The 23676-nt window shown below is 40.0% G+C and carries 22 protein-coding genes and 1 pseudogene; 6 read left to right on the top strand and 17 right to left on the bottom strand.

Annotation, left to right across the window (positions count from 1 at the left end; genetic code table 11):
- Nucleotides 1–590: 590 nt before the first annotated feature.
- The 11 genes and pseudogenes from AC25Y6_RS18800 to AC25Y6_RS18750 form a co-directional block, all read right to left on the bottom strand.
- Nucleotides 591–1095, bottom strand: a pseudogene (locus tag AC25Y6_RS18800) (ABC transporter ATP-binding protein); the annotation flags it as partial.
- Between the two features lie 139 nt (nt 1096–1234).
- Nucleotides 1235–2167 (bottom strand): N-acetylglucosamine kinase, encoded by a 933-nt coding sequence (locus AC25Y6_RS18795; RefSeq protein WP_488144086.1) that lies wholly within the window; start codon nt 2165–2167, stop codon nt 1235–1237.
- Nucleotides 2167–3684 carry an argininosuccinate lyase gene (gene argH / locus AC25Y6_RS18790; RefSeq protein WP_488144085.1) on the bottom strand — a complete coding sequence of 506 codons (1518 nt, stop codon included), beginning with the start codon at nt 3682–3684 and terminating at the stop codon, nt 2167–2169. The genes AC25Y6_RS18795 and argH overlap by 1 nt, the downstream gene beginning before the upstream one ends.
- A 941-nt stretch (nt 3685–4625) precedes the next feature.
- Nucleotides 4626–5699 (bottom strand): sulfate/molybdate ABC transporter ATP-binding protein, encoded by a 1074-nt coding sequence (locus AC25Y6_RS18785; protein WP_488144084.1) that lies wholly within the window; start codon nt 5697–5699, stop codon nt 4626–4628.
- Nucleotides 5700–5715: 16 nt separating this feature from the next.
- Nucleotides 5716–6579, bottom strand: coding sequence for a sulfate ABC transporter permease subunit CysW (gene cysW / locus AC25Y6_RS18780; RefSeq protein ID WP_488140679.1), 864 nt, complete (start codon nt 6577–6579; stop codon nt 5716–5718).
- A gap of 11 nt (nt 6580–6590) precedes the next feature.
- Nucleotides 6591–7424, bottom strand: a complete 834-nt coding sequence (gene cysT, locus AC25Y6_RS18775) for a sulfate ABC transporter permease subunit CysT (RefSeq protein WP_482103646.1) — start codon at nt 7422–7424, stop codon at nt 6591–6593.
- 76 nt (nt 7425–7500) lie between these two features.
- The gene (locus tag AC25Y6_RS18770) at nt 7501–8550 is read right to left on the bottom strand and encodes a sulfate ABC transporter substrate-binding protein (RefSeq protein ID WP_488144083.1); all 1050 of its coding nucleotides are present in this window, start codon (nt 8548–8550) and stop codon (nt 7501–7503) included.
- A gap of 796 nt (nt 8551–9346) precedes the next feature.
- Entirely contained in the window at nt 9347–10345 is a 999-nt protein-coding gene (locus AC25Y6_RS18765; RefSeq protein WP_488144087.1) for a DmpA family aminopeptidase, read from the bottom strand.
- Between the two features lie 688 nt (nt 10346–11033).
- Complete coding sequence (locus tag AC25Y6_RS18760; protein ID WP_488144082.1) at nt 11034–11585, bottom strand: DL-endopeptidase inhibitor IseA family protein; 552 nt, start codon at nt 11583–11585, stop codon at nt 11034–11036.
- A gap of 251 nt (nt 11586–11836) precedes the next feature.
- Complete coding sequence (locus AC25Y6_RS18755; protein ID WP_482102122.1) at nt 11837–12265, bottom strand: VOC family protein; 429 nt, start codon at nt 12263–12265, stop codon at nt 11837–11839.
- A 294-nt stretch (nt 12266–12559) separates the two neighbouring features.
- Nucleotides 12560–12724 (bottom strand): hypothetical protein, encoded by a 165-nt coding sequence (locus AC25Y6_RS18750; RefSeq protein ID WP_482103642.1) that lies wholly within the window; start codon nt 12722–12724, stop codon nt 12560–12562.
- Nucleotides 12725–13078: 354 nt separating this feature from the next.
- Here AC25Y6_RS18750 and AC25Y6_RS18745 point away from each other — a divergent pair, with 354 nt between their 5' ends.
- Complete coding sequence (locus AC25Y6_RS18745; protein WP_488144081.1) at nt 13079–14374, top strand: tetratricopeptide repeat protein; 1296 nt, start codon at nt 13079–13081, stop codon at nt 14372–14374.
- Nucleotides 14374–14508: a hypothetical protein gene (locus tag AC25Y6_RS18740; protein ID WP_482103640.1), complete on the top strand. Its 135-nt coding sequence runs from the start codon at nt 14374–14376 to the stop codon at nt 14506–14508. Before AC25Y6_RS18745 ends, AC25Y6_RS18740 begins: the two co-directional genes overlap by 1 nt.
- A gap of 52 nt (nt 14509–14560) precedes the next feature.
- Here the strand turns inward: AC25Y6_RS18740 and AC25Y6_RS18735 are convergent, their stop codons facing one another.
- Nucleotides 14561–15334 (bottom strand): DUF6574 domain-containing protein, encoded by a 774-nt coding sequence (locus AC25Y6_RS18735; RefSeq protein ID WP_488144080.1) that lies wholly within the window; start codon nt 15332–15334, stop codon nt 14561–14563.
- A 385-nt stretch (nt 15335–15719) separates the two neighbouring features.
- Here AC25Y6_RS18735 and sda point away from each other — a divergent pair, with 385 nt between their 5' ends.
- Nucleotides 15720–15935 (top strand): sporulation histidine kinase inhibitor Sda, encoded by a 216-nt coding sequence (gene sda, locus AC25Y6_RS18730; RefSeq protein WP_488144079.1) that lies wholly within the window; start codon nt 15720–15722, stop codon nt 15933–15935.
- Nucleotides 15936–16218: 283 nt separating this feature from the next.
- Nucleotides 16219–17211 carry a dipeptidase gene (locus AC25Y6_RS18725; RefSeq protein ID WP_488144078.1) on the top strand — a complete coding sequence of 331 codons (993 nt, stop codon included), beginning with the start codon at nt 16219–16221 and terminating at the stop codon, nt 17209–17211.
- A 203-nt stretch (nt 17212–17414) separates the two neighbouring features.
- On the opposite strand, the gene AC25Y6_RS18720 is transcribed toward AC25Y6_RS18725, so the two are convergent.
- Entirely contained in the window at nt 17415–17579 is a 165-nt protein-coding gene (locus AC25Y6_RS18720; RefSeq protein WP_488144077.1) for a hypothetical protein, read from the bottom strand.
- Nucleotides 17580–17727: 148 nt separating this feature from the next.
- Here AC25Y6_RS18720 and AC25Y6_RS18715 point away from each other — a divergent pair, with 148 nt between their 5' ends.
- Entirely contained in the window at nt 17728–18783 is a 1056-nt protein-coding gene (locus AC25Y6_RS18715) for an acyltransferase family protein (protein WP_482103636.1), read from the top strand.
- Nucleotides 18784–18944: 161 nt separating this feature from the next.
- Here the strand turns inward: AC25Y6_RS18715 and AC25Y6_RS18710 are convergent, their stop codons facing one another.
- Nucleotides 18945–19817, bottom strand: coding sequence for a hypothetical protein (locus AC25Y6_RS18710; RefSeq protein WP_488144076.1), 873 nt, complete (start codon nt 19815–19817; stop codon nt 18945–18947).
- A 130-nt stretch (nt 19818–19947) separates the two neighbouring features.
- A complete protein-coding gene (locus tag AC25Y6_RS18705) occupies nt 19948–20295 on the bottom strand; it encodes a VOC family protein (RefSeq protein ID WP_488144075.1) in 348 nt (115 codons plus the stop codon).
- Between the two features lie 291 nt (nt 20296–20586).
- On the opposite strand from AC25Y6_RS18705, the gene AC25Y6_RS18700 reads away from it, so the two are divergent.
- Nucleotides 20587–21231: a hypothetical protein gene (locus AC25Y6_RS18700; RefSeq protein WP_482103633.1), complete on the top strand. Its 645-nt coding sequence runs from the start codon at nt 20587–20589 to the stop codon at nt 21229–21231.
- 99 nt (nt 21232–21330) lie between these two features.
- Here AC25Y6_RS18700 and AC25Y6_RS18695 read toward each other — a convergent pair whose 3' ends face one another.
- Nucleotides 21331–22056, bottom strand: coding sequence for an SGNH/GDSL hydrolase family protein (locus AC25Y6_RS18695; RefSeq protein ID WP_488144074.1), 726 nt, complete (start codon nt 22054–22056; stop codon nt 21331–21333).
- Between the two features lie 260 nt (nt 22057–22316).
- Nucleotides 22317–23042, bottom strand: coding sequence for a 3D domain-containing protein (locus AC25Y6_RS18690; protein ID WP_488144073.1), 726 nt, complete (start codon nt 23040–23042; stop codon nt 22317–22319).
- Nucleotides 23043–23676: the final 634 nt, after the last annotated feature.

Below are 23676 nucleotides of genomic sequence, written 5' to 3'. Positions count from 1 at the left end.
TGCCTCTGGCCCTGAGCCTGGATTAACGCTTCGCATCCAGTCTCACGGCTTCGGCTACCCCTTGTCGCGCTTGCGCTGGTGTTTTCCATAATCGAGAGGGATATTGAGATGTATGGACTGAGATTATAATGTGATTACTATGAGATACTAATTTCATTGAAGAATGACGCACTACAGACTGCAGGTTTATCCCCGATAAAGAAATATGCTTTTCTACATAGAGACTACCCAGCGAAGGCGCGTCTACGTGGTAGCCGAAGCGATAAGACTGAAAGTGGTATTCTTTCTGGCTTATCGCGAGAGGCATCCACAAAGCGTCGAAGCGGTAATAGCAGGAATTCTAATTCATTCAAAGTACTAGGATATTTGTTGATCAATATACTCTCATTTTATAGCACTCTAATTTCCAGATTTAATCCCCGATAACGAAATACCCCCTCTTACATAGACCATCCAGCGAAGGAGCAACTTCGTGGTAGCCTCTTACCCACTTCATTTGAGGCTAGGCGCAGAAATCTAGACAATAAAATACCACTCCAGAAGTATTTCCTGGAATGGTTACTTTGGCGAGTAACAGTCGCCCATACAATTTAAATCCCTATAGGAATGATATACATCCCTGTTTCTTTATCATTCTTCACGACTACGTCAACACCGTAAATCTCTTTTACGGTTTGCACAGTAATGACTTCACTCGGTGTTCCATTAGACACAATTTGTCCATCTTTCATCGCAATAATGATATCACTGTAACGGATCGCTTGATTGGATGTCGTTTAAAACCATGACAATCGACATGTCGTGTTCACGATTCAAGCCCTTGATCAATTCCAATAACTCATATTGGTAATAAATATCAAGATAAGTAGTTGGTTCATCTAGCAATAGAAATGGTGTATTTTGCGCTAAGGCCATCGCAATCCAGACGCGTTGCATTTGGCCGCCAGACAATTCGTCAATCGGCACTGTTCGCTTTTCCGTTAGATTGGTACACGCGAGCGTCCACTCAATTGCCTGTTGGTCTTCGTCTGTCGCCGAAGTGAACAGACTCTTATATGGAATCCGCCCATAACTCGTTAGTTTTTCTACAGTCATATATAGAAGGAACTTATTCCAAAACGTAAAAATCATACAAATGCACCACAGATGAGAAAACCTTTTCTACTAGTGAAATGGCGTTCTTTACTATATTGATAAAAGCTTAAGTTCAATGCGGTAACTGCTACTCTAACCGTTACCCACTTAACCCCATCCAACCTCGCTCTACAATAAACTCAATCGGATCTTTTTTCGAAACTACAAGCGTACACCTGGGTAACGCTGCATCTACATGTTTTTTGAGTTCTTTGATGAGTCTATCAGAATGGATAAGCGCGCCGCCATTCAAATATACAGTGCATTTCATGTTTTCTAGGCCGCTTTTGCGTACTACTGACCAAACTAATCTAGCAAGCTCGCTTGCCGCTCCCTTCATGATGTCCACTGCCACTTCGTCCCCTTGCTGTACACACTGAAAAAGAACACGTGAAAGCGATGCGACTTTATCCACAGTGTAATCTGGGTTAAATAGCCATCCGGCAACGTCTTGAACGGAATTCAACTTCCACTCTTTCAATACTTCCGCTTTCAATGAAGTAAACGAACCTCTTCCATCTTCCATTCTGAAAAGCGCACGCAATATTTCACGGCCAATCCAGTAGCCACTTCCTTCATCCCCCGCGCGGTGCCCCCACCCCCCTGAGCGGACTATTTCACCTTTTCCGTTATGTGCAAACGCAATTGAGCCTGTCCCTGAAATGAGTAGGGCGCCGGGTTCCCCCTTTGTCGCTCCAAGCATCGTAGCTTGTGCATCATTTTCGACAATCAATTTCCCTACGCGCAGCCCCTGTGTTTGAATCACTTCCTCCACAATTCCCCGTACAATTTGCTCATCTTGTTTTGAATCAATACCGGCGATTGCAAAAACTGCGATTGTCACTTGCAAATCGGGGAGAACTTTTCGCACTTCTGCCAATAAATCGGCGAGAACTTCTCTCACTTTTTCCTCGCCCGACGTCTGGTAGTTTGTGCCTTCCCCTTTTAAATCTAGTAAAGTAGTCGTACTTTTTCGAACGGTTAACGCTGTTTTCGTAGCACCCCCATCGATTGCGACAATCACTTCATCCATCATGCCTCACTCCAGTCAGTTTTAAATGTCTCCAACTGAATTTCGGCATCAAGGATTGCTCGTTCTTTTTCGTTTAGCCATTGCATAGCATCTTTTGCAAATATCCTGGATTGTTCAAAGGAAGCTTTCATCGTTTCTGCAGAAGGTCCCCCGTAAATTGTCCGAATCGCTATGAAATGCTCCGGCCGCAGTGTTGCATTGAAGTCTTCTACTGAGATTTTAAGGTTTTTATTTAATATAAGGAGCGCCTGGTCATTCGCTACCTGCCACGTTAAGCTCATTAACGATTCTTGGCCCGCATTCATCAATGCTTTCACGCAATTGCTGACGATGTGATGTGATTGTCTGAACGTAATTCCTTCTGAACGAACGAGTGTATCCGCAAGCTCCGTCACATTTGCAAAACTGCCCTCCGCCCGTTCGAGCAATTTTTGCTTATTGACATGCATCGTCAGTACAACACTGCCAAACAACTGGTAAATACCAATCAGGCGGTCAATTGCTTTCCATAGAAATGGTTGCATATCATCTTCTGTATCGACAATATCTCCGAACGGCGTGTTATGAACCATCGTCAGAACCGTATTTGTATCCCCAACGACCGCTGACAGCAATGAGCGCATATGCTCAATCGAAACGGGGTTACGCTTTTGCGGCATAATCGAGCTGATTTGAACATACGGATTCGCTAGAGTGAAAACGTTGAACTCCTGTGTTGCCCATGTCAGGAAATCTTGAACCGTGCGTCCCAAATTCAGTGCAGAAAGTTGGACCGCACTGGCGGACTCTGTAATGTAGTCTGCACCTGCAACGGCATCCCACGAATTTTCAATAATATCGTCAAAGGCCAGTAAATCTCGCATCCGTTCACGACTGATGTCAAATCCCGTGGTCGTCAACGCCGCCGCCCCCATACTGCTGCGGTTCACTGTTCCAAAAGCCGATTGAACACGCTTAAAATCTCTACCTAATTGATCAATGACCGCCTTCAAATAATGAGCGAGCGTCGTCGGCTGCGCTTGTTGCGTGTGTGTATAGCCAATCATGACCGTATCGATATGCTCTTCGCAAAATTCAATCAGCGCATCTTTTAATGCAAGCATCTCACTCATTAGTTCAAGCAACTTTTTACGCAATGTCATACGATAAATCGCGATTCCCATGTCATTCCGACTGCGAGCGATATGTAAATTACCCGCAATCTCCCCCGCGTCCTCAATTAAATCGTGTTCAATGCGAAAAAATAGATCCTCAAACAATGGATTGTAATGATCCGTGCTGTAGTAATTCACGTCCAGCGCATGAACCGCTTTTCCAATGACGATCGCATCTTCCGGACTGACAATCCCTTGCTCTTCCAACATCTTTAAATGTGCGGCATGGATTTGGATCATAGAGCGCAGAAAGTATTTCTTCGCTTCATCATAAGCCGGTTGCAGTACCATTTTCCTATAGGTCTTTGACGGGAACTCTTCCCCTTCAAGCTCGTTGATGCGATCTTTGAAGTTCCTGATCATTGACTACACCCCTCCGTTTAAGGATTATTTATGATACATTTTTCTTCAATCAAAAAACCCCCTTTTGATTGTCGAGAACGGTTGCATAGTACCAAAGCATTGAATGACTGCAGTTGTTTTACCTCTATTATATGATTCTAGAAAGAGAAACGTTTTCATTAAGTTTATGTTGGGAAAGCAGTACAGTCAAATATAATTGTCTATTGTGAATACTTAGTTATACATAGATGTGAAGGAGGAATAACTATACAATGAGCACTACGTGTAAAGTTGTTTGGATCGCTAGGTATTTGAAATTGTTAGATAGCAAGAAGACCTGAAAATCACCATTTCACTGGACTATTTCTGGCCCGCTTTCGGCTAATTAATCACGACCGTTTTACCGAGGGGCAGGTGTGTCTAGAAGTGACTTCGTCACTTCTAGACACACTCTTTAGGGGAGTAATTGCAGTTCATTCCTCCCTAGCTAATCCTGTTGTGAATATTAGCCTACCACGTTCCTATAATATTCAAGTGAAAAATGCAGATACTTTTAAAGAAAAGAATAGATGAGCTTCTATAAAGAGTGTAAGTGCCCGAAGATGGAATTTCGGGCACTCTTGTACGTTATACATTGGATTCTCTGCTTTACTTTTTAAGAAAAAGTAAAAATAGAGAAACTATAGTTGAAGACTGGAGCGGCCAAAATTGTATCTTTGGCGGCTTTTCTCCAGGTGAGAAGCAATCTATTCTTTCATCCCAAAAAGCTTCGGCACTACTTGTAGCTGTACTTTTGGAGAGCGATGGATGATCAACCACCATACGATTACCGAAAATGATAAGTAGGGATGCGACTTCGTCGCATCCCTACTTATTTAGACATTCCGATAATGCTATAGAAGTTGTTCAATCCAAAGCAATCCAAATAAACTCTACAAGTCGTGCCCAATCTGCAAGCAAACCTAAATCGAGAAGTCTTCTGGAATGAAAACACGCAGCTGATTCGGTTTGATATAAACATCCTCACCCGCTTTCACATTAAGCTCCCGGTATCTCTCTTTCGTCAACTCGGCTTCGAGAAATTGATCGTTATCATGTCGTTTTAACTCAACTTGGACAGTGCGCCCCACGACATGTACATGGATAACTTTCGCTTTAACCGCTTCCGTATCTGTTCCCTCTCGCTCAATCGTCACATCATGTGGCCGAACATAACCAACAGCCAGCTTGTTTTCGGCACTATCTAGGTCAGCCGCACCCATATCGACATGGACATTGAGGAGCTTGCCATTTTGCAAGCGCCCGTGGAATAAGTTCACATTTCCTAGGAAATCATAGACAAATGGACTATTCGGATGATCATAAACTTCTTCTGGCGTGCCGATTTGTTCAATCTTCCCTTCATTCATAACCACTATCCGGTCCGCTACGTCAAGCGCCTCTTCCTGATCATGTGTCACAAAGATGCTCGTAATATTAAATTCATCATGCAATCTGCGCAACCAACGTCGCAGTTCTTTCCGTACTTTTGCATCGAGTGCGCCAAAGGGTTCATCGAGCAACAGTACTTTTGGTTCCACTGCTAGCGCTCGGGCTAGTGCAACACGTTGCCTTTGCCCACCCGACAATTGGGATGGATAACGCTTAGCAAATGCGTCTAACTTTACAAGCCCAAGCAATTCATTCACTTTCGCAGTAATCTCAGATTTAGTCGGACGTTCTTTTTTGGGTCGCACTTTCAATCCGTATGCCACGTTTTCAAAAACCGTCATATGTTTAAACAGAGCATAATGCTGAAAAACGAAGCCAACCTTTCGTTCAGTCGTGCGAATATGGGTCATGTCTTCCTCACCGAATAAGACGACACCATGATCCGCCTCCTCAAGGCCTGCAATTATGCGCAGTAGCGACGTTTTACCTGATCCGGATGGTCCAAGCAATGCTACGAGTTCTCCTGTTTTTATGTCGAGGTTAATATCTTTTAACGCATCAAACGAGCCAAATTTCTTCGACACTTCATCTATTTTAATACTCATGTAGAGACCCCCTTTTCTATCCCTGCTTACTTGTTTTCCATTCAATAAAATTCTTCAAGACGAGCGTTAGAATCGCTAAAATGGACATCAGAGATGCAACAGCGAACGCCGCCGAAAATTGATATTCATTGTACAAAATTTCAATATGTAATGGCATCGTATTCGTAAGACCGCGAATATGCCCCGAAACAATCGAGACAGCACCGAATTCACCGACTGCGCGCGCACTACAAAGTATGATGCCGTATAATAATCCCCATTTTATATTCGGTAACGTGACATGCCAGAATGTTTTCATCCCCCCCGCTCCCAGTGTTAAGGAGGCTTCTTCTTCTGCCGAGCCTTGCGCCTGCATAAGTGGGATTAGTTCACGTGCGACAAACGGAAATGTGACAAACAATGTGGCAAGCACAATGCCCGGAACGGCGAAAAGAATTTTAATATCATTTTGAAATAAAAATTCACCGAACAACCCATGCGCACTGAATAATAGAACGAAAACGAGACCTGCAATAACCGGAGAAATGGCAAACGGTAAGTCAATCAGTGTGATTAAAAGGCTTTTACCTTTAAATTCAAACTTAGTAATTGCCCATGCGGCCGCAAGTCCAAAAATCGCGTTCAGTGGCACTGTAAGTATGGCGACAAGCAACGTTAATTTGATTGCTGATAGGGCGTCAGGATCTGAAATTGCAGCTAAATAAACGCCTGCTCCCTTTTCAAAAGCTTTTATAAAGATGGCGACAAGCGGTAATACCAGAAATAACAATAAGAATCCAAGCGCAATCGCAATTAGTGGAATTCGAATCCAAGGCTGTTCTTCTGTAGTTCGTTTACTCACATTCTTACTACCCAACTGCATCTGAATTTGTTCTGCCATGGAATCCCCTCCTAATTATGAACTAATTTCCGATTTGTCCACCATTGCACTCCGTTAATAAATAGCAATAGCACAAATGAGAATACGAGCATGACTGCCCCAATTGCTGTCGCACCAGCATAATCATATTGTTCCAGTTTTGTCATAATAATGAGCGGTGTTATCTCAGTCTTCATCGGCATATTACCTGCTATGAAAACAACCGAACCGTACTCACCAATCGCACGGGCAAATGCCAAAGCAAAACCTGTCAACGCGGCTGGCAAAATTTCCGGAACAATCACTCTCGCAAATGTTTGAAAGCGATTCGCGCCTAAAATAGCAGATGCCTCTTCCATTTCGGCTTCAAGATTTTGTAGAACCGGCTGTACCATTCGTACGACGAATGGTAAGCCGATAAATGTTAATGCAATCGTAATACCGAGCGGCGTAAACGCTACTTTAAACGATAAAAACTGACCGATCCAGCCATCCTCTGTATACAGTGTTGTTAATGCGATCCCTGCAACAGCCGTAGGAAGCGCAAATGGTAAATCTACCAATCCATCAATGATGCGCTTGCCAGGAAACGAATATCGAACGAGTACCCAGGCAATTAACACACCGAATACCAGATTGATGCAAGCCGCTGCAAATGCGGTGCCAAAGCTTATTTTGTATGATGCAACGACGCGTGGTTCTGTTACCGTAGCCCAAAAATCTGTCCAGCCCATTGATGATGTATTAATGAAGACCATGGAGAGCGGAAGTAAAACGAGCAAGCTGAGATACAGCGTCGTGAATCCGAGAGACAGCCCGAATCCCGGCAATATACTATGTTTCTTAAATCTCCATTTCTTCGCCATTCCTTCACCTTCACTTCTGTAATTAAATGTTGTTCAATGCCTTTAATTTATTTGTTGGATTCATTATGCAGATTCACTACTGTAAGTAAATTTCATCGAAGGTGCCGCCGTCATTAAAGTGTTTTTCCTGGGCTTCTTTCCATCCGCCGAAATCATCGTCAATTGTAACGAGATTAATCTCTGGGAATACATCTGCATATTTTTTCAATACCTCTGGGTCACGTGGACGATAGTAGTTTTTCGCAGCAATTTCCTGTCCAGTTTCTGTATACAAGTATTCCAGATAGGCTTGTGCGACCTCTTCTGTGCCTTTTTTCTTGACGATTTTATCCACTACCGCAACTGGCGGCTCCGCTAAAATACTGAGTGACGGGACGACAATTTCAAATTCACCTTTTCCAAGTTCATTCAACGTTAGGAAGGCTTCATTCTCCCAAGCAAGTAATACATCTCCAATGCCCCGTTCAACAAAAGTTGTCGTAGAACCACGAGCTCCAGAATCTAGTACTTCAACATTCTTATAGAGATCACCGACAAATTCTTTGACTTTCTTTTCATCTCCATTAAATTCTTTATCCGCATATGCCCAAGCCGCCAAGTAATTCCAACGTGCGCCGCCTGACGTTTTCGGATTTGGTGTTATGACCGAAACGTCTTTTTTCGTTAAGTCATCCCAGTCTTTAATCCCTTTTGGATTGTCTTTTCGAACTAGAAAAACAATCGTTGAAGTGTAGGGTGTTGAGTTATTTTCCAATCTAGTTTGCCAGTCTTCTGCCAGTAAGTCACGGGCGGCGGCGACTTCGTCAATATCGTAGGCAAGTGCCAGTGTGACAACATCTGCTTGTAGACCGTCAATTACCGCTCGACCTTGTTTTCCGGATCCGCCGTGCGACTGCTGAATAGTCACTTCCTGGCCGGTTTCATCTTTCCAATGTGCAGCAAATTCTTTATTAAACTCCTCATATAGCTCACGCGTTGGATCGTATGAGACGTTTAAAAGCTCAACTGAATTCTTTTGGGCAGAGGCTGTTTGATCCCCGCCTTCCTCCGTACCACCGCATCCTGTTAAAATACCTACCATTGCAGTGATGCCTACCATGAAACGGATTGTCGTCTTCTTCTTCATCCCAATAACCTCCTTTTTAAAAATAAAAAGGCTCTCAACTTTAATACTAGTTGAGAGCCTTCGGTTAACCGATTAGCCACTTTTGTTACCTATTAAGTTCAGAAAAAGATACATATGCAGGCTGTTTAACCAATCCACATGGGCCGTCTTCAATAACCAAGTAACTTGATATGTTTTATTTGATTAATTGGATTATAGCGCATCATTTCTATCCTGTCTAGCGATTTTTAGAAAAAATAATTCTTTTGGTCTTTGCTTTCAGTTTTTTGTCAAACCTTGAAACTGACAATTCACTGGGTTATTTTCGGTCTGCTATCGGCGAATTAATCACGACAGTTTTACCGTGAGGGAAGGATGGCTAGAAGATGTAATTTCGGGCACTTTCGCACGTTGTACATAGTATTCTCTCCTTACATTTAGCCTAGATTATGTGATGCTCTATATGAAAGTGACAAATCCCTAAAATAAAAGTAGAGTAACTATGGAAGAAGGTTTGAGCGGTCAAAATTGTATCTTTGACCGCTTTTCTCCATCTGTGAAGAGAGTTATTCTATCGTCCCGAAAAGCTTTGGCACTACTTGCAACTGTGTTTTGGGAGAGCGACGAAGTCGCATCCCTACTTATTAAGACATCTCGATAATGCTATAGAAGTCGTTCAATCCAAACCAAACATGTCCAATGTGTGATCAAGTTATCCACTGGTTATTTTTAGTGAATCACCTAGTTAACGCAAAATGATAATAACTGAAAAAACTATATCCGCGGCATTTCATCCTTGGCAATCGCATCTTTATGTTCATTCAAACGGAAAAGCATAAACAGTATTCCCTTTCCGCCCGGTTGTTGTCACTGCCTGTGACAATGAATTCAGGATTGCTTCTTCTGTAACTTCAGCTGCACCCAGGAAAAAATCATTCATGATTGGATGATCGTCTCTCATTTGTTGTCTCGTTTCAACAGTTCCGGTTGAAAAATGCGGAATTTTATTAGCAGTTGAAAAGGCGATGACAATGTCGCCACTGCCATTACTGAAATGACTGCCCGTTCTTCCGAGCCCGATGCCACATCTTTTTGCTAGTCTGCGCAATTGTCTACTGCTGAGCGGTGCATCTGTAGCTAACACAATCATGATGGACCCGTCAGCTGGTTTCGGATAGCTAGGAAATTCCTGATTATCATTCAGTTTATATTTTTCATATTGAAAATCTTCTTTTCTGCCAAAGTTACTTAAAACTAAACAGCCGAGTATATAGGACTCCCCACTTTCGTCGTCATAGACAATTCGTGAAGACGAACCGATGCCACCTTTATATCCGAAACAAATCATGCCTTTTCCAGCGCCAACTGCCCCTTCCAAAGAAGCATCAGTGGACGCTCCTTTGATAGATGCAATCGCGTGGCTTGGTTGAACCGGCAGCTCGCGGATCGAGTTCAACCTGCTGTCATTACATTCCCCCACAACCAGATTAATGGTGCCAGTTGTATCCCCAATCTCCGGATTTTCATCTAACATATACTGTAGCGTCCCTTGTGAAACCGCGGGAACGCCAAACGTATTTGTCAGCATAATCGGTGACTCGATCTGGCCTAACTCATCTACTTGGACAAGCCCCGATGTTTTTCCAAAACCGTTCAGTACATAGCTTGCAGCCACTACTTTATCCATAAATAAATTGTCGCCATGCGGTAATATAGCAGTCACGCCCGTAGCTGCGTATTCATCTCCATCCAATGGATTATCCAGCGTTACATGTCCAACCTTTACACCTTCCACATCCGTAATACAATTCTTCATGCCTACCGGAAGACGACCGATTATAATTCCTCTATCTCTGATTTTTTTGGGATTTTGTAGATTCAATTTACATCACTCCAAGTACGATTTTTTTCTATATTTCCCTCAAATATCTGTTGGGTCTTTTCAATCAGAATATACACATTATTATAAAGCCTATTTGTTAATAAGTGTTGAAGGTGAACAGCTTTATACCCACTTTAATTAACGCAAAATACAGACACTTTTTCAAGCTTATATACGCTGTTTCTCTCTGTGGATAAAGTTGTTAACAGCAAAAAAACCGTATTTTCTATTGTTTTATGCATAGTAAGGTTGTTATGCACAATCTATCCACTGCAAATGTTGATAAGTTCCAGAGTTGTAAGCCAGTAATAAAATCCAATTAGCCCTAGCTAGTTTCCGACTTTTTAACTATTATATAGAAAGAGAACAAAGACAAATGAGGCATATTAACAATTGAAAAAATCCATTCTATTTTTATTACTATTCATCGTAGCATTTCCTTCATTCACAGAAGCTTCTACTACGAAATCGATTAAAATTACCAAAGCAGCACCTGTATTTGATTGATACTAATAGGTTGTATTTTTCAATAAAGGCACTTCACACACGGTAATGAATGAATCGGAACTTTTTATCACACAGCGTAGGCACATAAAAGTGTTAGCCGAAGCGTCTATCCTGGTTAATCCACATAATCCGGCAGTTTACTAATACGCCAACCCAACTTTTTCACGTATTCATATGTGACTTCGAATTTATCGTAAGTACCCGTATAGCCTATCGGTACACTTAACTCAAATATATACTTGTTTTTTTTCGATTTCACCAACACTGCTGTTGCTACTTCCCACTCAAGAAGGGATCCTCCATCCGACTCGATTTGCGCCAACTTCTTATTTTGTTTAATAAAACCATGCTCTTTTATATAGCGTTTAGCAACTTTTTTTGTTAGCCACTTTTCAAGTTCAGCCCGTAATTCCTTCTTCGTGTCCAATTGACTGGCCATATATCGATACGTCTTCCCTTTATCATTGAACCTCTGATATTCCCCCTCTTCATAGACGCCGCCTGCCTGCACTAGACTTTCCGTCGCTGCCCATCCCGCCGCAATCTCCACCGCTTGTGCCGGAGGAACTTCAATTTTTGTGATTGTTTCATCACTCGTTTGTCGGCATGCAGTACACAAGAAAAGCAGAAGAGATATGCCAAGTATCCAACGTCTTTTCAACTTCATGAAACCACTCCTCTTTTTTTCATTCAATGAAATGGATGTACGGTTTTCCCAATGAAGTTGCAACACTTAGATTAAAGTCCTATTGTGATAAACTTAGACGATTATATATATGCGGGACAGTAGCTAGGTAATTTCAAAATGATTCGAATGTAGCGGATAAATGGTGAAAACAAAAAAACGCAGTGCGCTTTATCTATGCGCATTGCGTTTTTACTCTCCATTATAATGTAGCAATTTGTAAAAATGACGAATTACATGAAAGTTTCTCCATTGTCATAATTAACTTGCCATTCAATTCCAAACTTATCCGTTACCATACCGTAGCTTTTGCTCCAGAACGTTTCTTGAAGTTCCATGCCCACGTTCCCACCTTCTTTCAGTTTACCAAATATGGCGTTAATCTCATCCTGGTCTTTACTGACTACCGCAAGGCTTATATTGTTCCCCGCAACAAAGGGCATATTGGGAAAAACATCTGAGAACATAACATTGCTCCCCTGAATATTTAAACGAGTGTGCATAACCATGTTTTTTGCTTCTTCTGGAAGGGGATATTCCGGATTAGGTGGTGCTTCTGCAAAAGTCATTATTTTGGGTTCTTCTGTTCCAAAAACCTCCGCGTAAAACAATACCGCTTCACGACAATTTCCGTTAAAATTTAGGTAAACATCAATAGCCATTCCATTCACTCCTTCAATTTACATTACATTTATTTGTCACACTATTATAACACTTCGATGATGTGGATGTCCTGTGGGTTTTCTAGAACTGGTGAGTGAGAGCGTCGCGGTTTATCTGGAGTGATTGGTCCTTAGGACTACATGAATCTGGCTGAAAGTGGATGGTCAACCGAAGAAACTTAAACTGAGTAAATCGGAATATTCTAATTCCGATTTTGATTAATACATAATCACAAAAAGCAACATCCACAAACCTTCGATAAGTTTGTGGATGTTGCGCTTTCAATAAGAAAATTAGATTTGCTTGATGCCAAATGGACTATCCCGGAATTCGACTGATTCCAGGAATCCATTTGATTTCATTTTATCCAAAAATGCCATCAGTTCTATTTTCATTTCATATAAATCTATGTCTTTTAAGTCAACTTCAATTTGGTCATTTGGCGTCTCCATTGGCATAATCTCACTCCCTTCGAAAGAATGATAAGCAGGTAAATATGCGTTTCACCATACAGGAAATCACTTTTGGGCTGCTAACTCGTATTTCTTTATTCCTACTTTGGATAGTAGCTTTTTGTCTTTTATTACGCATAACAGCTTCATCAAAATAAATGTCTTCAATTCGCATGCGTACTATCCCTCACTCTCTAACTCAACAATATCATTTATATGGCTAGAATAATATTCAATTAAGTTGGGACATTTTTTTCGGAATTATGCATTTTTTGAGTGTTTATCTAATTTATTTCCCACATTAAAATGGTATGATTAATGCTACGTATGAACTATGATTTAAAAGAGAGGGATTCGCTAATGAAAGTTGGACATTTAATTAGGGCAGAACGAATCAGACAACAAATGAAACAATTAGTTTTAGCAAAAGGAATCTGCACGCCTTCTTACTTATCCAAAATCGAACGGAATTTGATATTCCCTAGTGAAGACGTCGTTATATTATTATTTAATCGATTAGGTATAGATCCTTCGAAGTTACATAAAAATGATTTGCAAACTGAGTTAGATTTCGAGAAAATGCTCAATGAGACCTATAAAGAAGTAATTACGAGTCGAGACGTGAGCTTGACTAAACAGAAACTGGATTATCTACTGAATTGTAGTCCACTATTTGAAAACCAATCGCTCTACTACACTTACCTTCTAATCGTTTTACGGTTCCGAATCATTTCAGGTATGGATTTTGATGAACTAAAAAAAGAAATAAACTACTTAGAAGAATCATGTAAAGACTTTAATCCACGGCAAATTTACTTATTAACTGTAAATAAAGCAATCTATAATTATTCGATTGAAAATCGCAATAAATCGATTGAGTATTTCGAAAATGTGTTATTATTAATTGATGATATTTTACTAGAAGATTGGGAAAAAGCAGAAATGAATTTTATGTTTGGGGTAGTATTTACAGCGGATGGCCGAATTTTCACCTCCATTGAATATATTAGAAATGCACTCGAATACTTTAGAGAAAACTTTTTAATGAAGAGAGTATTAGAGTGCTATATACTAATTGGAATCACCAAAAAGAAAAATGAACAATTTCAAGAAGCATATGAATCCTATTTAAAGGCAATGCAAATATGTGATGAATTTAATTTGCACCACGAAAAAGGAATTGTTTACCACAATCTTGGTGCACTTTCCAGTATAATAGGCAATAGTGATGAAGCTATAAGTTACTATAAACAAAGTATTGAATATAAAAACAATGATGATGAACCACTAATTTCAATATTTTGTTTAGTAATTGAGTATTCAAAGCTAGATAATAAGAAGCTTGTTAATGAGTGGTGTAATGAAGGCATAGAATTGATTTCCCATTTAGAAGATATATACGCCATTTCGTATTATCACCATTTCAATATATTCAAATCAATTTACAGTGAAAAAGGTTTGTCCGAAAAAATTGCCGAGGAAGCGATTGAGTACTTCAAAAAGATACAGGATTATCAATATGTTCATAAATACTGTATTGCACTCGCCGAATGGTATTACCGTAATCGAAAATATAAACTATCATCTATTTACTTTCAAGAAGCTAATAGATATGGATATTTATATAGAAAAATAAAAACATGGGAGGATTTATAATGAAGAAACTGTTATCTATTCTATTACTAGTTACAATTTTGAGTGGAGTTACTGTCAATCAAGCTTATGCTTCAAAAGATCGAGTTCCTGAGCTATTCAAAACATCAAGCTTCACAGTCGACCAAAGAGCATAAAAAAGAAGGAACAACTCATAACGAGTTGTTCCTTCTTTTTTTATCGGCGGTACTAAAACAATACCAATCGACTCATCATGCTCCCTATTGCGTAATCACCAAAAAGGCTATATAAAATGGAAAAAGCAATTCCAACAATGACGACATAAACGGCTATACAGTAGAGTGGATCCACTGCCGATAAATCTTGCCGCACGAACTTGATAAGAATGTACAATGGCACAATAAGAAATGCAATTAAAAGTGCGAAGGATAGCAATACGTTTCCGAACGCATACGCTTTTAACAGGAGGAAAATAAGTGCGATTAGAATGAGGAATGTCGATGGTATTAGCTGTGTTCCGTAAATGCCTGCAATGTTTTTTAAGGACTGATTAGGCCCAAGGAATTTAAGCGTGATAAACAATGAACCGATGGAAATTGCCGTACAACCAAAGCTAATTAATAACGATTTAACCATAACCTCAACAAATGAGGCTTCGTAGGGAAACCCATAAATAAAAATTGGTATATTATTCATGAATGTGAACAAGAAAAGCCCTATTAATATTGATTGAATGACGATAGTAACAATACCGTTTCTTAATCCCTTTTCCCCCTGTTCCATGGCATCAGAAGGTCGCTTCAAATGGTTTACAAAATAGACCCAGTACGCTTTCATGGCCACCTTGACCAATTCAACCTTTTCTTTCGACTTTATGTCAGGTTTCGTTGCCGTTCTGCTCATTGTTTGCTGAGCTTCGATGACTTCGGTGCTTAATGCGTTTCCGCACGTTGCACAAAATTTCCCTTCACTTTGTTTATGTCCACAATTTATGCAGTGCAATCCGATTCCCCTTCACTTTTTACTTTTCCCCTACTGGCTGCACTTTGCCTCCCCCTTCAGGCACACTATTTTTCTAACTATCTTACACACGCATTACACCAATCTATTCTTCACCGCCCGCCTTATATGATTAACTAGCTAGCTCGATTCATATGTAGGCAAAAAAAATTCCTTAAAGTCGCGGAATGGACTTAAAAGGATTCATTAACTAATGAAATCTTTCGACAAATTTCGCAATTCCAACAACTGTGGATAAGGTTATTAACCTTATACCCATGGCTAGCAATGCTTTGCCAATCATTACGAACATGTTTTGAACAGCTTATCCACCACCACCTGTGGATAAGAGAACGGTTGTTCTTAGTCCTAATCTTTGGTAGATTTAATGTACAGCTTAGTTCTGCCCTATTCTCCAATCTATGTCTCAACATTTCAATTTAGTACACATATGTTAAAAAAATCGGAGGTGCAATCCCAGTTGAAAAAATTACCTAATGACTTATTGATTAAATCTTACTTCAAAGCAAAAGACATTAAGTTAAATCCTCACTTTATCGAGTTGTTGGAAGAAGAAATTCATCGGCGTTCTTTAAAGATCTAATTCGACTTTTATCTGAATGAAAGAGGATAGCCCCCACAAAAAAGCACCAGGATTTCTACCATCTCATTGTTAAATGAGATTGCCGAAAACCCGGTGCTTACTTTTTTTTACTGAACGACTGTAATTGTTCTCTCATTTATATCCTCTACGAGTACGTCAATCTCTTCTCTACCCAGTTTGCACCCCTCTCCCCCTGTATATTGTTGTCGCTCGTATACTACTTTTAGACAGAGTCAGAGACGCGCCATTAAAATGGAAATCACTTAAGCGAGGAGAGATTGATATGAAAGTTTTCGACATCCATTCAGATCTTTTTACGGACATCGCATGGAGAAGGAGTAGCGGAGAAACTGATGTATTCGACCGAATTCATTATCCGCAATTGAAAAAAGGCGGTGTCGATTCAATTTGTTGTGTGATTTGGGTTGAATCCGCTTTCCGTCAAGATCCTTTTACGCGTTTCCAGACGATTTTAAAGCATGTGTTGGATGATTTGCGTTCGTCTAAACATGCTAATGTTTGCCTAATTACCGATGACATGAAAGACGCGACGCGTTCGGGGAAGATTAATCTCTTTTTAGGGATTGAAGGAATGCGTTTTCTTGAACACTGGGGACAAGATTCATTCGAAAGTAATATCAATGCCGCTTTCGATGAATTACATGCTAACAAATTCAGACAGTCCATTTTCGTATGGAATGAATGCAATCTTCTTGCAAGCGGTACGGGTTCAGCTGACGAACCTGCAAAGAGAGGACTGACAGCTTTAGGTGAGCTCGCGGTGCGGAAAGCGAATGAGCTCAATTGGATCCTCGATGCTTCCCATTTGGACGAAAAGTCTTTCTGGAATATGCATGCGATTTCCAATCAGCCGATCATTGCATCGCATAGCAATGCAATTGCCCTATGCCCGCATGAAAGGAATTTGACGGATGCTCAAATGAAAGCAATTGCCGAGGGCGGCGGAATCATTGGATTGAATGCGTTCAGCGGTTTTATAGACAAAGTGAATCCTACGCTGGACCGTTTTGTCGACCATGCGGTGTACATAGCGGACCTTGTTGGACCTCAACACATCGCGCTTGGTTTTGACTTTCTCGATTATTTGTCTGCGTATGATTTAGTATCAAAATCGCCGCGCACAGTTGGACTGGAGGACTGTACCAAAATTCCCGATTTGCTGGAACGCATGGCAGTGAGAGGTTTTTCCAAAAATGAGCTGGAGGGGATTAGCTTCAATAATGCTTTCAGCTTTATGAGTAAGAGGTTGAAATGAAGACAAAATTTGTTGTTGTTTTCTACAAGACCATTTTCGGTTCGCTTTGGACATAATGAACGCTACGGGATTAACGATGAACCAAGGGCTATGAGTAGTAACGAAGTCACTACTCATAGCCCTCTTTTCGGTAATGCTGTACCTGTTTGTTGTCCGTCGCTCCCTTAAAACGACCAAGGTAAAAGTGCGCTTGCTTTTTTTAATTAAAGAATGGATTCTTCTCTATCCAGTTTCAACACGCCCGAAGATACAATTTCGTGCGCTACCCCCACTTCTATAGTTTCCCCATCGCCAAGAATGAACCAGCGCAGGCCGTAAAAGTGATAGCCAAGCCCTATTTTAACGGGGCTTCTAACGCCTGACTTCATTCCCCGAATTCAAAATCCACACTCCCCCTTCCCCTTTATGAAATTGCTTCCATCTTTCTTTCAATCCTGAGTCAATTGTGTTACATCGCGTTTCCAACTACGAATTGGTAGTATACTGGGATTAGGTCACTTTCAGAGGAGATTGATTATGAATAAGAAACGTTTATCCTGGGTGGATGTCACGAAAGGATTTTTAATGATTCTTGTCGTCATTGGTCATTATCCCGGTCAACTCGATTTTCCGCTCGCAAAATATATATATTGGTTCCACATGCCGGCTTTTTTCATTTTGAGTGGCTTGTTTTTCAAACCCGCGTTAGAAAAAGGGTTTATGAAGTTAACGATTCACAAACGCTTTATGCAATTAATCGTACCCTATTTGTTTTTCCTGTTAGCAATCACGACAATCCGTTATGGAATCGAAATTGGTTCAGGCAATATGGACCTGGCTTGGTATGCAAATGACTTTTGGACACTTGTAGTAGGCGGTCGTTTTGCACGTGGCGCATACGGTGTATTCTGGTTTGTAACTACACTATTCTTTACGTACCTTTTCTTCTTATGGATGACAAAATACTTTAACCGTACAAAACAGATCGTTATCTTATCGATTTTCTATATCGTTGCCCATTTTGAAAGCATTTTCGCCATGCAAGTCATAGGTGGTGCCCCAGATACAGCTTCTCAAGCGATTCCAATGATTTGGAACATTGATGTTGCGCTTATGGCGGTCGTCTATTTTGCACTTGGTTATTATTTGAAGTCGATTTGGATGAATGTCACGAAGTGGTGGTTACTCGCTGGATTGACTGTTAGTATATCAGCCTATTTTCTAGATGAATTCCATGTAATTGACTATCATTTGAGTATGAAATTTCTACGTTATGAACATTTCGTGTTAGATTTGATCATTCCATTGTCATTCACGCTCGTTCTGGTTGGCGTAGTACAACTAATTGCTACTCGCTTGTCGCTCAACTGGCTACAATGGATTGAGAAACACTCACTGACGATTATGTACTTGCACATCTTTACAGATATTTTGTTAAATGATTACTTTACGTATGGAATTGTTGGATTCACAGCATTTGGATTAATCGTACCAATCGTTGTTTCCATCATTATTCAGAAATTGCTGCCGCACGGAAAACTGCTACTCGGTGGATTTTCACCGAAAAAGCGTACGCCTCCCGTTACAACTTAAATAGCTGAACCTCCGTTGACTAACTTGTTCAGTCGAGTAATACAAACTAAAGCACGAAAAAGACCGCTAATTCACATATGAATTAGCGGTCTTTAAAATGCCTATATATCACCATTTAAGCACAAATAACACCTTATTTCAACAATCAAATTGACACTCGTTTAATCAAACGTTCGGCATTGTTTTTCGCTTTCTTCTTGCGAAATATGTTTCTTTATTTTTACGTTTGTCACTTGTAACCCTGTTAGGTTAGAATCACTTACAGAAAAAGTAAGTTTATCATAATCTCCACCGTGGTGTCCTGAATAGTTTAAAGCACTAGCAAAAATGAGATGTCTCCTAGGATCCCCATCAATCGGTTCAATTCTGATTTTTGGACACATGAAAAATTCCGAATAAGATGGGCCCAACCGATATAAATAACGTGTAAACAATGCTTCTTCAAGTAACTCTTCTTTAGTAAGTCCGTCCACTTCTTTTCTCCACCCTACCATGAGCCAATCATAGAGAGATTGTGATTTTAATCGCACTTTTTGTCTATTTTCTGCAACGATTAATTCCCCTTCTTTAGCTGTGCAGGTTTTGCGTTTATTTTTAACTACACATGTATAAACGGGTTCCATAGTGATCACTTCACCATTTGCCATTTTTAACGTCAATTTATTGGATGGATTATCTACAGGTACCTCGGTTGTTCCTTTCACTCGGGCAGAGTTATTAAGCCAGTACACCACTTTTCTGAGGACACGTTCTTGAAAACCATCATTGATACTGAATACACGCTGAAGTCCGGAATTATTTTCAAATTTAATGTTTTCAATATCACTATGCTCTAATGAATGCGTCTTCAATTGTTCCAAAAAAGGTTGATTGGTATCCTTCTTTGCTTCAGCCACTTGGCTAACTGAATTAATTAAATTGACATCAAAAAAATACTTATTAATATCTTGGTTAGGTGAAGCTTGCTTCGCAAAAACACCCGTATTATTTGCGAGAAATAGGATACAAAAAAGGACGTAGAGTGTTTTCTTCAATAGTGTCTACCTACCATTTCTTTAAAGGTATCTTTCCCGAATAATCTTCAACTATTCTGCCCATTAAAAATGCGCCTCTACTTGTTGTAGAAACGCACCCGTTTACTTAATAGCAAATGATCACAACCCACTATTTCTCCCAAAGCTCGATAAGTCGACCTTCAGGATCTTTAATCCAAATAAACTTTCCGTATTCACTAACCTCTTTTTTCTTTTCAAGAAGTACACCAATATGTTCAAGATGCTTAATAGTCTCGTTTAGATCATGTACTTCGAAATTTAACATCACTTGTTGTTCTGTTGGAAAATAACTGTCATTCTCGGAAAAGAAAGAAAAGATAGTCTCATTTCCTAATTGAGGTTTAATCACAGTCCCATTCCAATTTTCTATTTCAATCTTCAACACTTCACTGTACCATTTTTTCACAACATCCATATTCTTAGTTCTCCAAAATATTCCTCCGAAACCTTTTATCATCGTATCTATCTCCTGTCTGTCTTTTAATCTATAGTTTTCGATTTAATGTAAAGTTTCTTCTACTGCCACTAGGTTGGAACAAGAACAGTACTTTGTCTATATTCGGCCACAATAATACGAATACCTTTTTATTAAACAAAAGGAAATGGTTGAATCATTTCCTTTTAAAAGGGAAAGTCATGTCCATTGTCGAATAGATACTGATTGAGTAAATGAATGATTCAAACTTTTCTGAAATGAATGATGTGGTTGTGTGAATTTCATACAAAATATGTTATTAGGGGTGCATGAATGATGAATAAACAAGTGAATGGAGCAAGTCTTAATGATGCTGTATACATCGGAATCACAGAAGCTGAAGCACTTACAGGCATACCAAACGCCACTCTGAAACGCTATATCCTAAATCACGCACAATTCATCCACTTTAAGAAGATTGGAAGAGAATACAGAATCAGAATTACTGAAATAGAAAAGCTGAAGATTATCAGGAAGCTGTATAACGACGGTCATAAATTGGATGTAGTCAATGAGAGGCTAGAAACTGAAGGACTGCCGATCACCCTAACTTCCAATTCAGAAGAAGGTTTGAACCTGATTTCAGTTAATGAAGAAGTTGCCGAATTGAAATCTATGCTTGTATTACAGAATCAGCTACTTCAGCAAGTTGTTTTGAAGCTAGATGATGTTGAAAAAGAAAGAGTTGAAAGGGAACGGCTTTTGCTTCAGGAACTCCAAGAATCAAATCAGCTTTACCAGCAAAATATCGGAGAATTAAAGCTTTTGTTAAACCGTCACGAATCGGAAAGGGTTTCTAATTTACGATTAAGCATGGAAGAAGTTTCTGCCACTGTGGAAGGTATCAAAAAAGAAGTAGAATTGAAGGAGGAAGCAGCACGGAATAAAAGTTGGTGGCAAAAAATTTCAAGAAGGTAAAATAGGGATTTCTTTACTTGTCAGTTACGATTCCCCTAACGGATTTATGTAAAATTCCTTTTGCCCCTCTCAGCTGAACGCGTTATCCATTTACGACGTTCAGCTTTTCTGGTTTGAATTGATAAATTCTGCGATCCATCTTCCTAAGATTGCGGAACCTTCTTTACCTGGATGTAACCCATCTGCAGTAAGTTGAAAAAGCCCTTGCGAGTAGTCTGTCTCTAAATTCAAATCGGTCACTTCATGTAAATAAAAGCAAGTAATCGCGTGTTCTTTACATCTATCCAAAATAGCATTGTTGTATTGGTCAATGGTGAGTGCATGGGTTTTCGTCGGTTTGGGTACGCGATTCAAAAGTGTACTGACGACGATAACTGCATTTGGAAATTTGGCTTTGAGGCCACTTAGTACAATATTAAACGCGCCGTTAAAATCGGAAATCAACGTACTGTCTTGGTCTCCAATAGGTATTTGTGCTGCATAATCATTCGTCCCTATCAACATGAAAACAATATCCGCATCTGTATTCATCGTTTGCCAACGCGACACAACAGGGGGTAATCTGTCATCCAGTCCTTCTCCCGGGTATAAGTGATCCCGGCTTGCAATCGTTCCACCACTAATCCCATAGTTACGCGCAGTCCCAAGCTTTAAGGATTGATCGACAGTGGTCACATAAGTCACAAAGTTTCTTTTAGCGGTTCCGCTCGTAATGCTATCTCCTAGAAAGTTAACTTTCTTACCTGCCCAACGACTTTCGATAGGTTGTTGTTGTTGTTGTTGTTTTGTGAAGTATTTTTTTATAATAGAACGAATGATTGGCATTCTTTTCAACCCCTCTGATAAATAAATGTCTAATGTCTAACGTCTAGTTTAACTTGAGCAAAAGAGGTCCGGCAACTTTCATCCGAACAAAGATCGTTTCTCCAATATCTTCACTGGATACGCACGTGGAAATGAACGCTGATTTATAAGTCATCACACAAAAAACTCAGCCTTTTACTTACAAGGCTGAGTTCCATTTTTCACGCTGTTATTTCATTTGAAATATTACATACTATTATGTATGTATACCTACAATTTCATCAATTAAGCACTTTAATTTTAACCGTTTTACGTCCCCAGTTAAGGGCATCTTGCTCATTTTCCATAAAGACATCAATGGTATTTCCTTTAATCGCACTGCCTTTATCTCCAGCGATGGCTTCTCCATATCCTTCAACCCATACGCGCGTTCCAAGTGCAATTACGGAAGGGTCAACTGCGATGACCTTTTGGTTGGGATTTGAACGCAAATCAATTCCTGTCGCTGTTACGCCTGAGCATCCGTCGCAATAAGCTGTATACGCGGTCGCTGTCACAGTCATCTCTTTTGCTGCCGGTGAAGCTGCCGCTACTTTTGTTGTCTGCGCAACAGATTTAGATGATGCAGGAGCTTTTGATCCCCCAAAGACTAACTTGTCGCCCGGATGAATTAAATCACTTGAAAGGTTATTGCTCGTCATTAAAGCACCCACTGAGACGTTGTGAGCCCCTGCAATTTTGAACAATGTATCGCCTTTTACGACGACATATGTTTTCAACTTGTCTTCTACCTTGTCTTCTATTTTAAGACGTTGTGACGGATAGATAAGAGTAGACTCTAATCCGTTCCAGGCCTGTAATTTTTCGACGCTGACATTCGCTTCTTGCGAAATAGACCATAATGTTTCTCCTTTTTCTACCGTATGAACGCTAGATGCAGATGCTTGACCTGCCGCCCCTATTGATAATCCTGCAATTGCCGCTAGTGCAATGATGTGTTTTTTCATTTATTGAACTTCCTCCTCTTCACTACCAAAACTTAGTATACCCCCCAAAGATTTCATTACCGTTGCAGGTATGTGTGTGGAAGATATCAATTGTGTGACACAATTCACCTCTTTGATTTATTTGAAACAATCTGTATAGTTGTCGGTAATTTTGCATATACTATTAGTCACAGAGACGCGGCACTTCTCTGTCCCGCGATAGGGGCACCTTCGACGGAAGCTGAAAAACAATACTACGCCAAATCCGACTGGGGATTACCCAGTAGTGCCGCAATCTATTATTGACCATTATAAGTTCGCTTTGTACTAAGCCAACCCTACACAATTAAAGACAAAATAAGCGCAAAGATAAGTGACTTCGCCACTTATCTTTGCGCTCTTTTCGGTCATCAAGTTACCGTTAATTGAGAGGTACCTGCGTCAGACACAAAGACAAACAATTCATGTTTCCAAGTAATTATATTAAAAACAAGAAAAACCGCGTAGATATTAATCTACTTTGTATTATTATAAAATTGAGTTGTATTTACTGAATAGGTACTTAAAATTTAATAAGAAGTAAGAACAAACAATAAATAACAGACCAATATGAGGTGACCCCTAAAAGTTAGAGTTTATTATTAAGCAGCTAATT

It is taken from the genome of Sporosarcina sp. Y1004, from assembly GCF_057669665.1.
This window is presented reverse-complemented; position numbering and strand designations above follow the sequence as displayed.

What these genes read in the sequence shown, in the direction of transcription:
- AC25Y6_RS18795 (WP_488144086.1), bottom strand. Translation starts at nt 2,167, where the DNA reads ATGGATGAAGTGATTGTCGCAATCGATGGGGGTGCTACGAAAACAGCG.
- argH (WP_488144085.1), bottom strand. Translation starts at nt 3,684, where the DNA reads ATGATCAGGAACTTCAAAGATCGCATCAACGAGCTTGAAGGGGAAGAG.
- AC25Y6_RS18785 (WP_488144084.1), bottom strand. Translation starts at nt 5,699, where the DNA reads ATGAGTATTAAAATAGATGAAGTGTCGAAGAAATTTGGCTCGTTTGAT.
- cysW (WP_488140679.1), bottom strand. Translation starts at nt 6,579, where the DNA reads ATGGCAGAACAAATTCAGATGCAGTTGGGTAGTAAGAATGTGAGTAAA.
- cysT (WP_482103646.1), bottom strand. Translation starts at nt 7,424, where the DNA reads ATGGCGAAGAAATGGAGATTTAAGAAACATAGTATATTGCCGGGATTC.
- AC25Y6_RS18770 (WP_488144083.1), bottom strand. Translation starts at nt 8,550, where the DNA reads ATGAAGAAGAAGACGACAATCCGTTTCATGGTAGGCATCACTGCAATG.
- AC25Y6_RS18765 (WP_488144087.1), bottom strand. Translation starts at nt 10,345, where the DNA reads ATGAAGAATTGTATTACGGATGTGGAAGGTGTAAAGGTTGGACATGTA.
- AC25Y6_RS18760 (WP_488144082.1), bottom strand. Translation starts at nt 11,585, where the DNA reads ATGAAGTTGAAAAGACGTTGGATACTTGGCATATCTCTTCTGCTTTTC.
- AC25Y6_RS18755 (WP_482102122.1), bottom strand. Translation starts at nt 12,265, where the DNA reads ATGGCTATTGATGTTTACCTAAATTTTAACGGAAATTGTCGTGAAGCG.
- AC25Y6_RS18750 (WP_482103642.1), bottom strand. Translation starts at nt 12,724, where the DNA reads ATGCCAATGGAGACGCCAAATGACCAAATTGAAGTTGACTTAAAAGAC.
- AC25Y6_RS18745 (WP_488144081.1), top strand. Translation starts at nt 13,079, where the DNA reads ATGAAAGTTGGACATTTAATTAGGGCAGAACGAATCAGACAACAAATG.
- AC25Y6_RS18740 (WP_482103640.1), top strand. Translation starts at nt 14,374, where the DNA reads ATGAAGAAACTGTTATCTATTCTATTACTAGTTACAATTTTGAGTGGA.
- sda (WP_488144079.1), top strand. Translation starts at nt 15,720, where the DNA reads ATGTACAGCTTAGTTCTGCCCTATTCTCCAATCTATGTCTCAACATTT.
- AC25Y6_RS18725 (WP_488144078.1), top strand. Translation starts at nt 16,219, where the DNA reads ATGAAAGTTTTCGACATCCATTCAGATCTTTTTACGGACATCGCATGG.
- AC25Y6_RS18720 (WP_488144077.1), bottom strand. Translation starts at nt 17,579, where the DNA reads ATGAAGTCAGGCGTTAGAAGCCCCGTTAAAATAGGGCTTGGCTATCAC.
- AC25Y6_RS18715 (WP_482103636.1), top strand. Translation starts at nt 17,728, where the DNA reads ATGAATAAGAAACGTTTATCCTGGGTGGATGTCACGAAAGGATTTTTA.
- AC25Y6_RS18705 (WP_488144075.1), bottom strand. Translation starts at nt 20,295, where the DNA reads ATGATAAAAGGTTTCGGAGGAATATTTTGGAGAACTAAGAATATGGAT.
- AC25Y6_RS18700 (WP_482103633.1), top strand. Translation starts at nt 20,587, where the DNA reads ATGATGAATAAACAAGTGAATGGAGCAAGTCTTAATGATGCTGTATAC.
- AC25Y6_RS18695 (WP_488144074.1), bottom strand. Translation starts at nt 22,056, where the DNA reads ATGCCAATCATTCGTTCTATTATAAAAAAATACTTCACAAAACAACAA.
- AC25Y6_RS18690 (WP_488144073.1), bottom strand. Translation starts at nt 23,042, where the DNA reads ATGAAAAAACACATCATTGCACTAGCGGCAATTGCAGGATTATCAATA.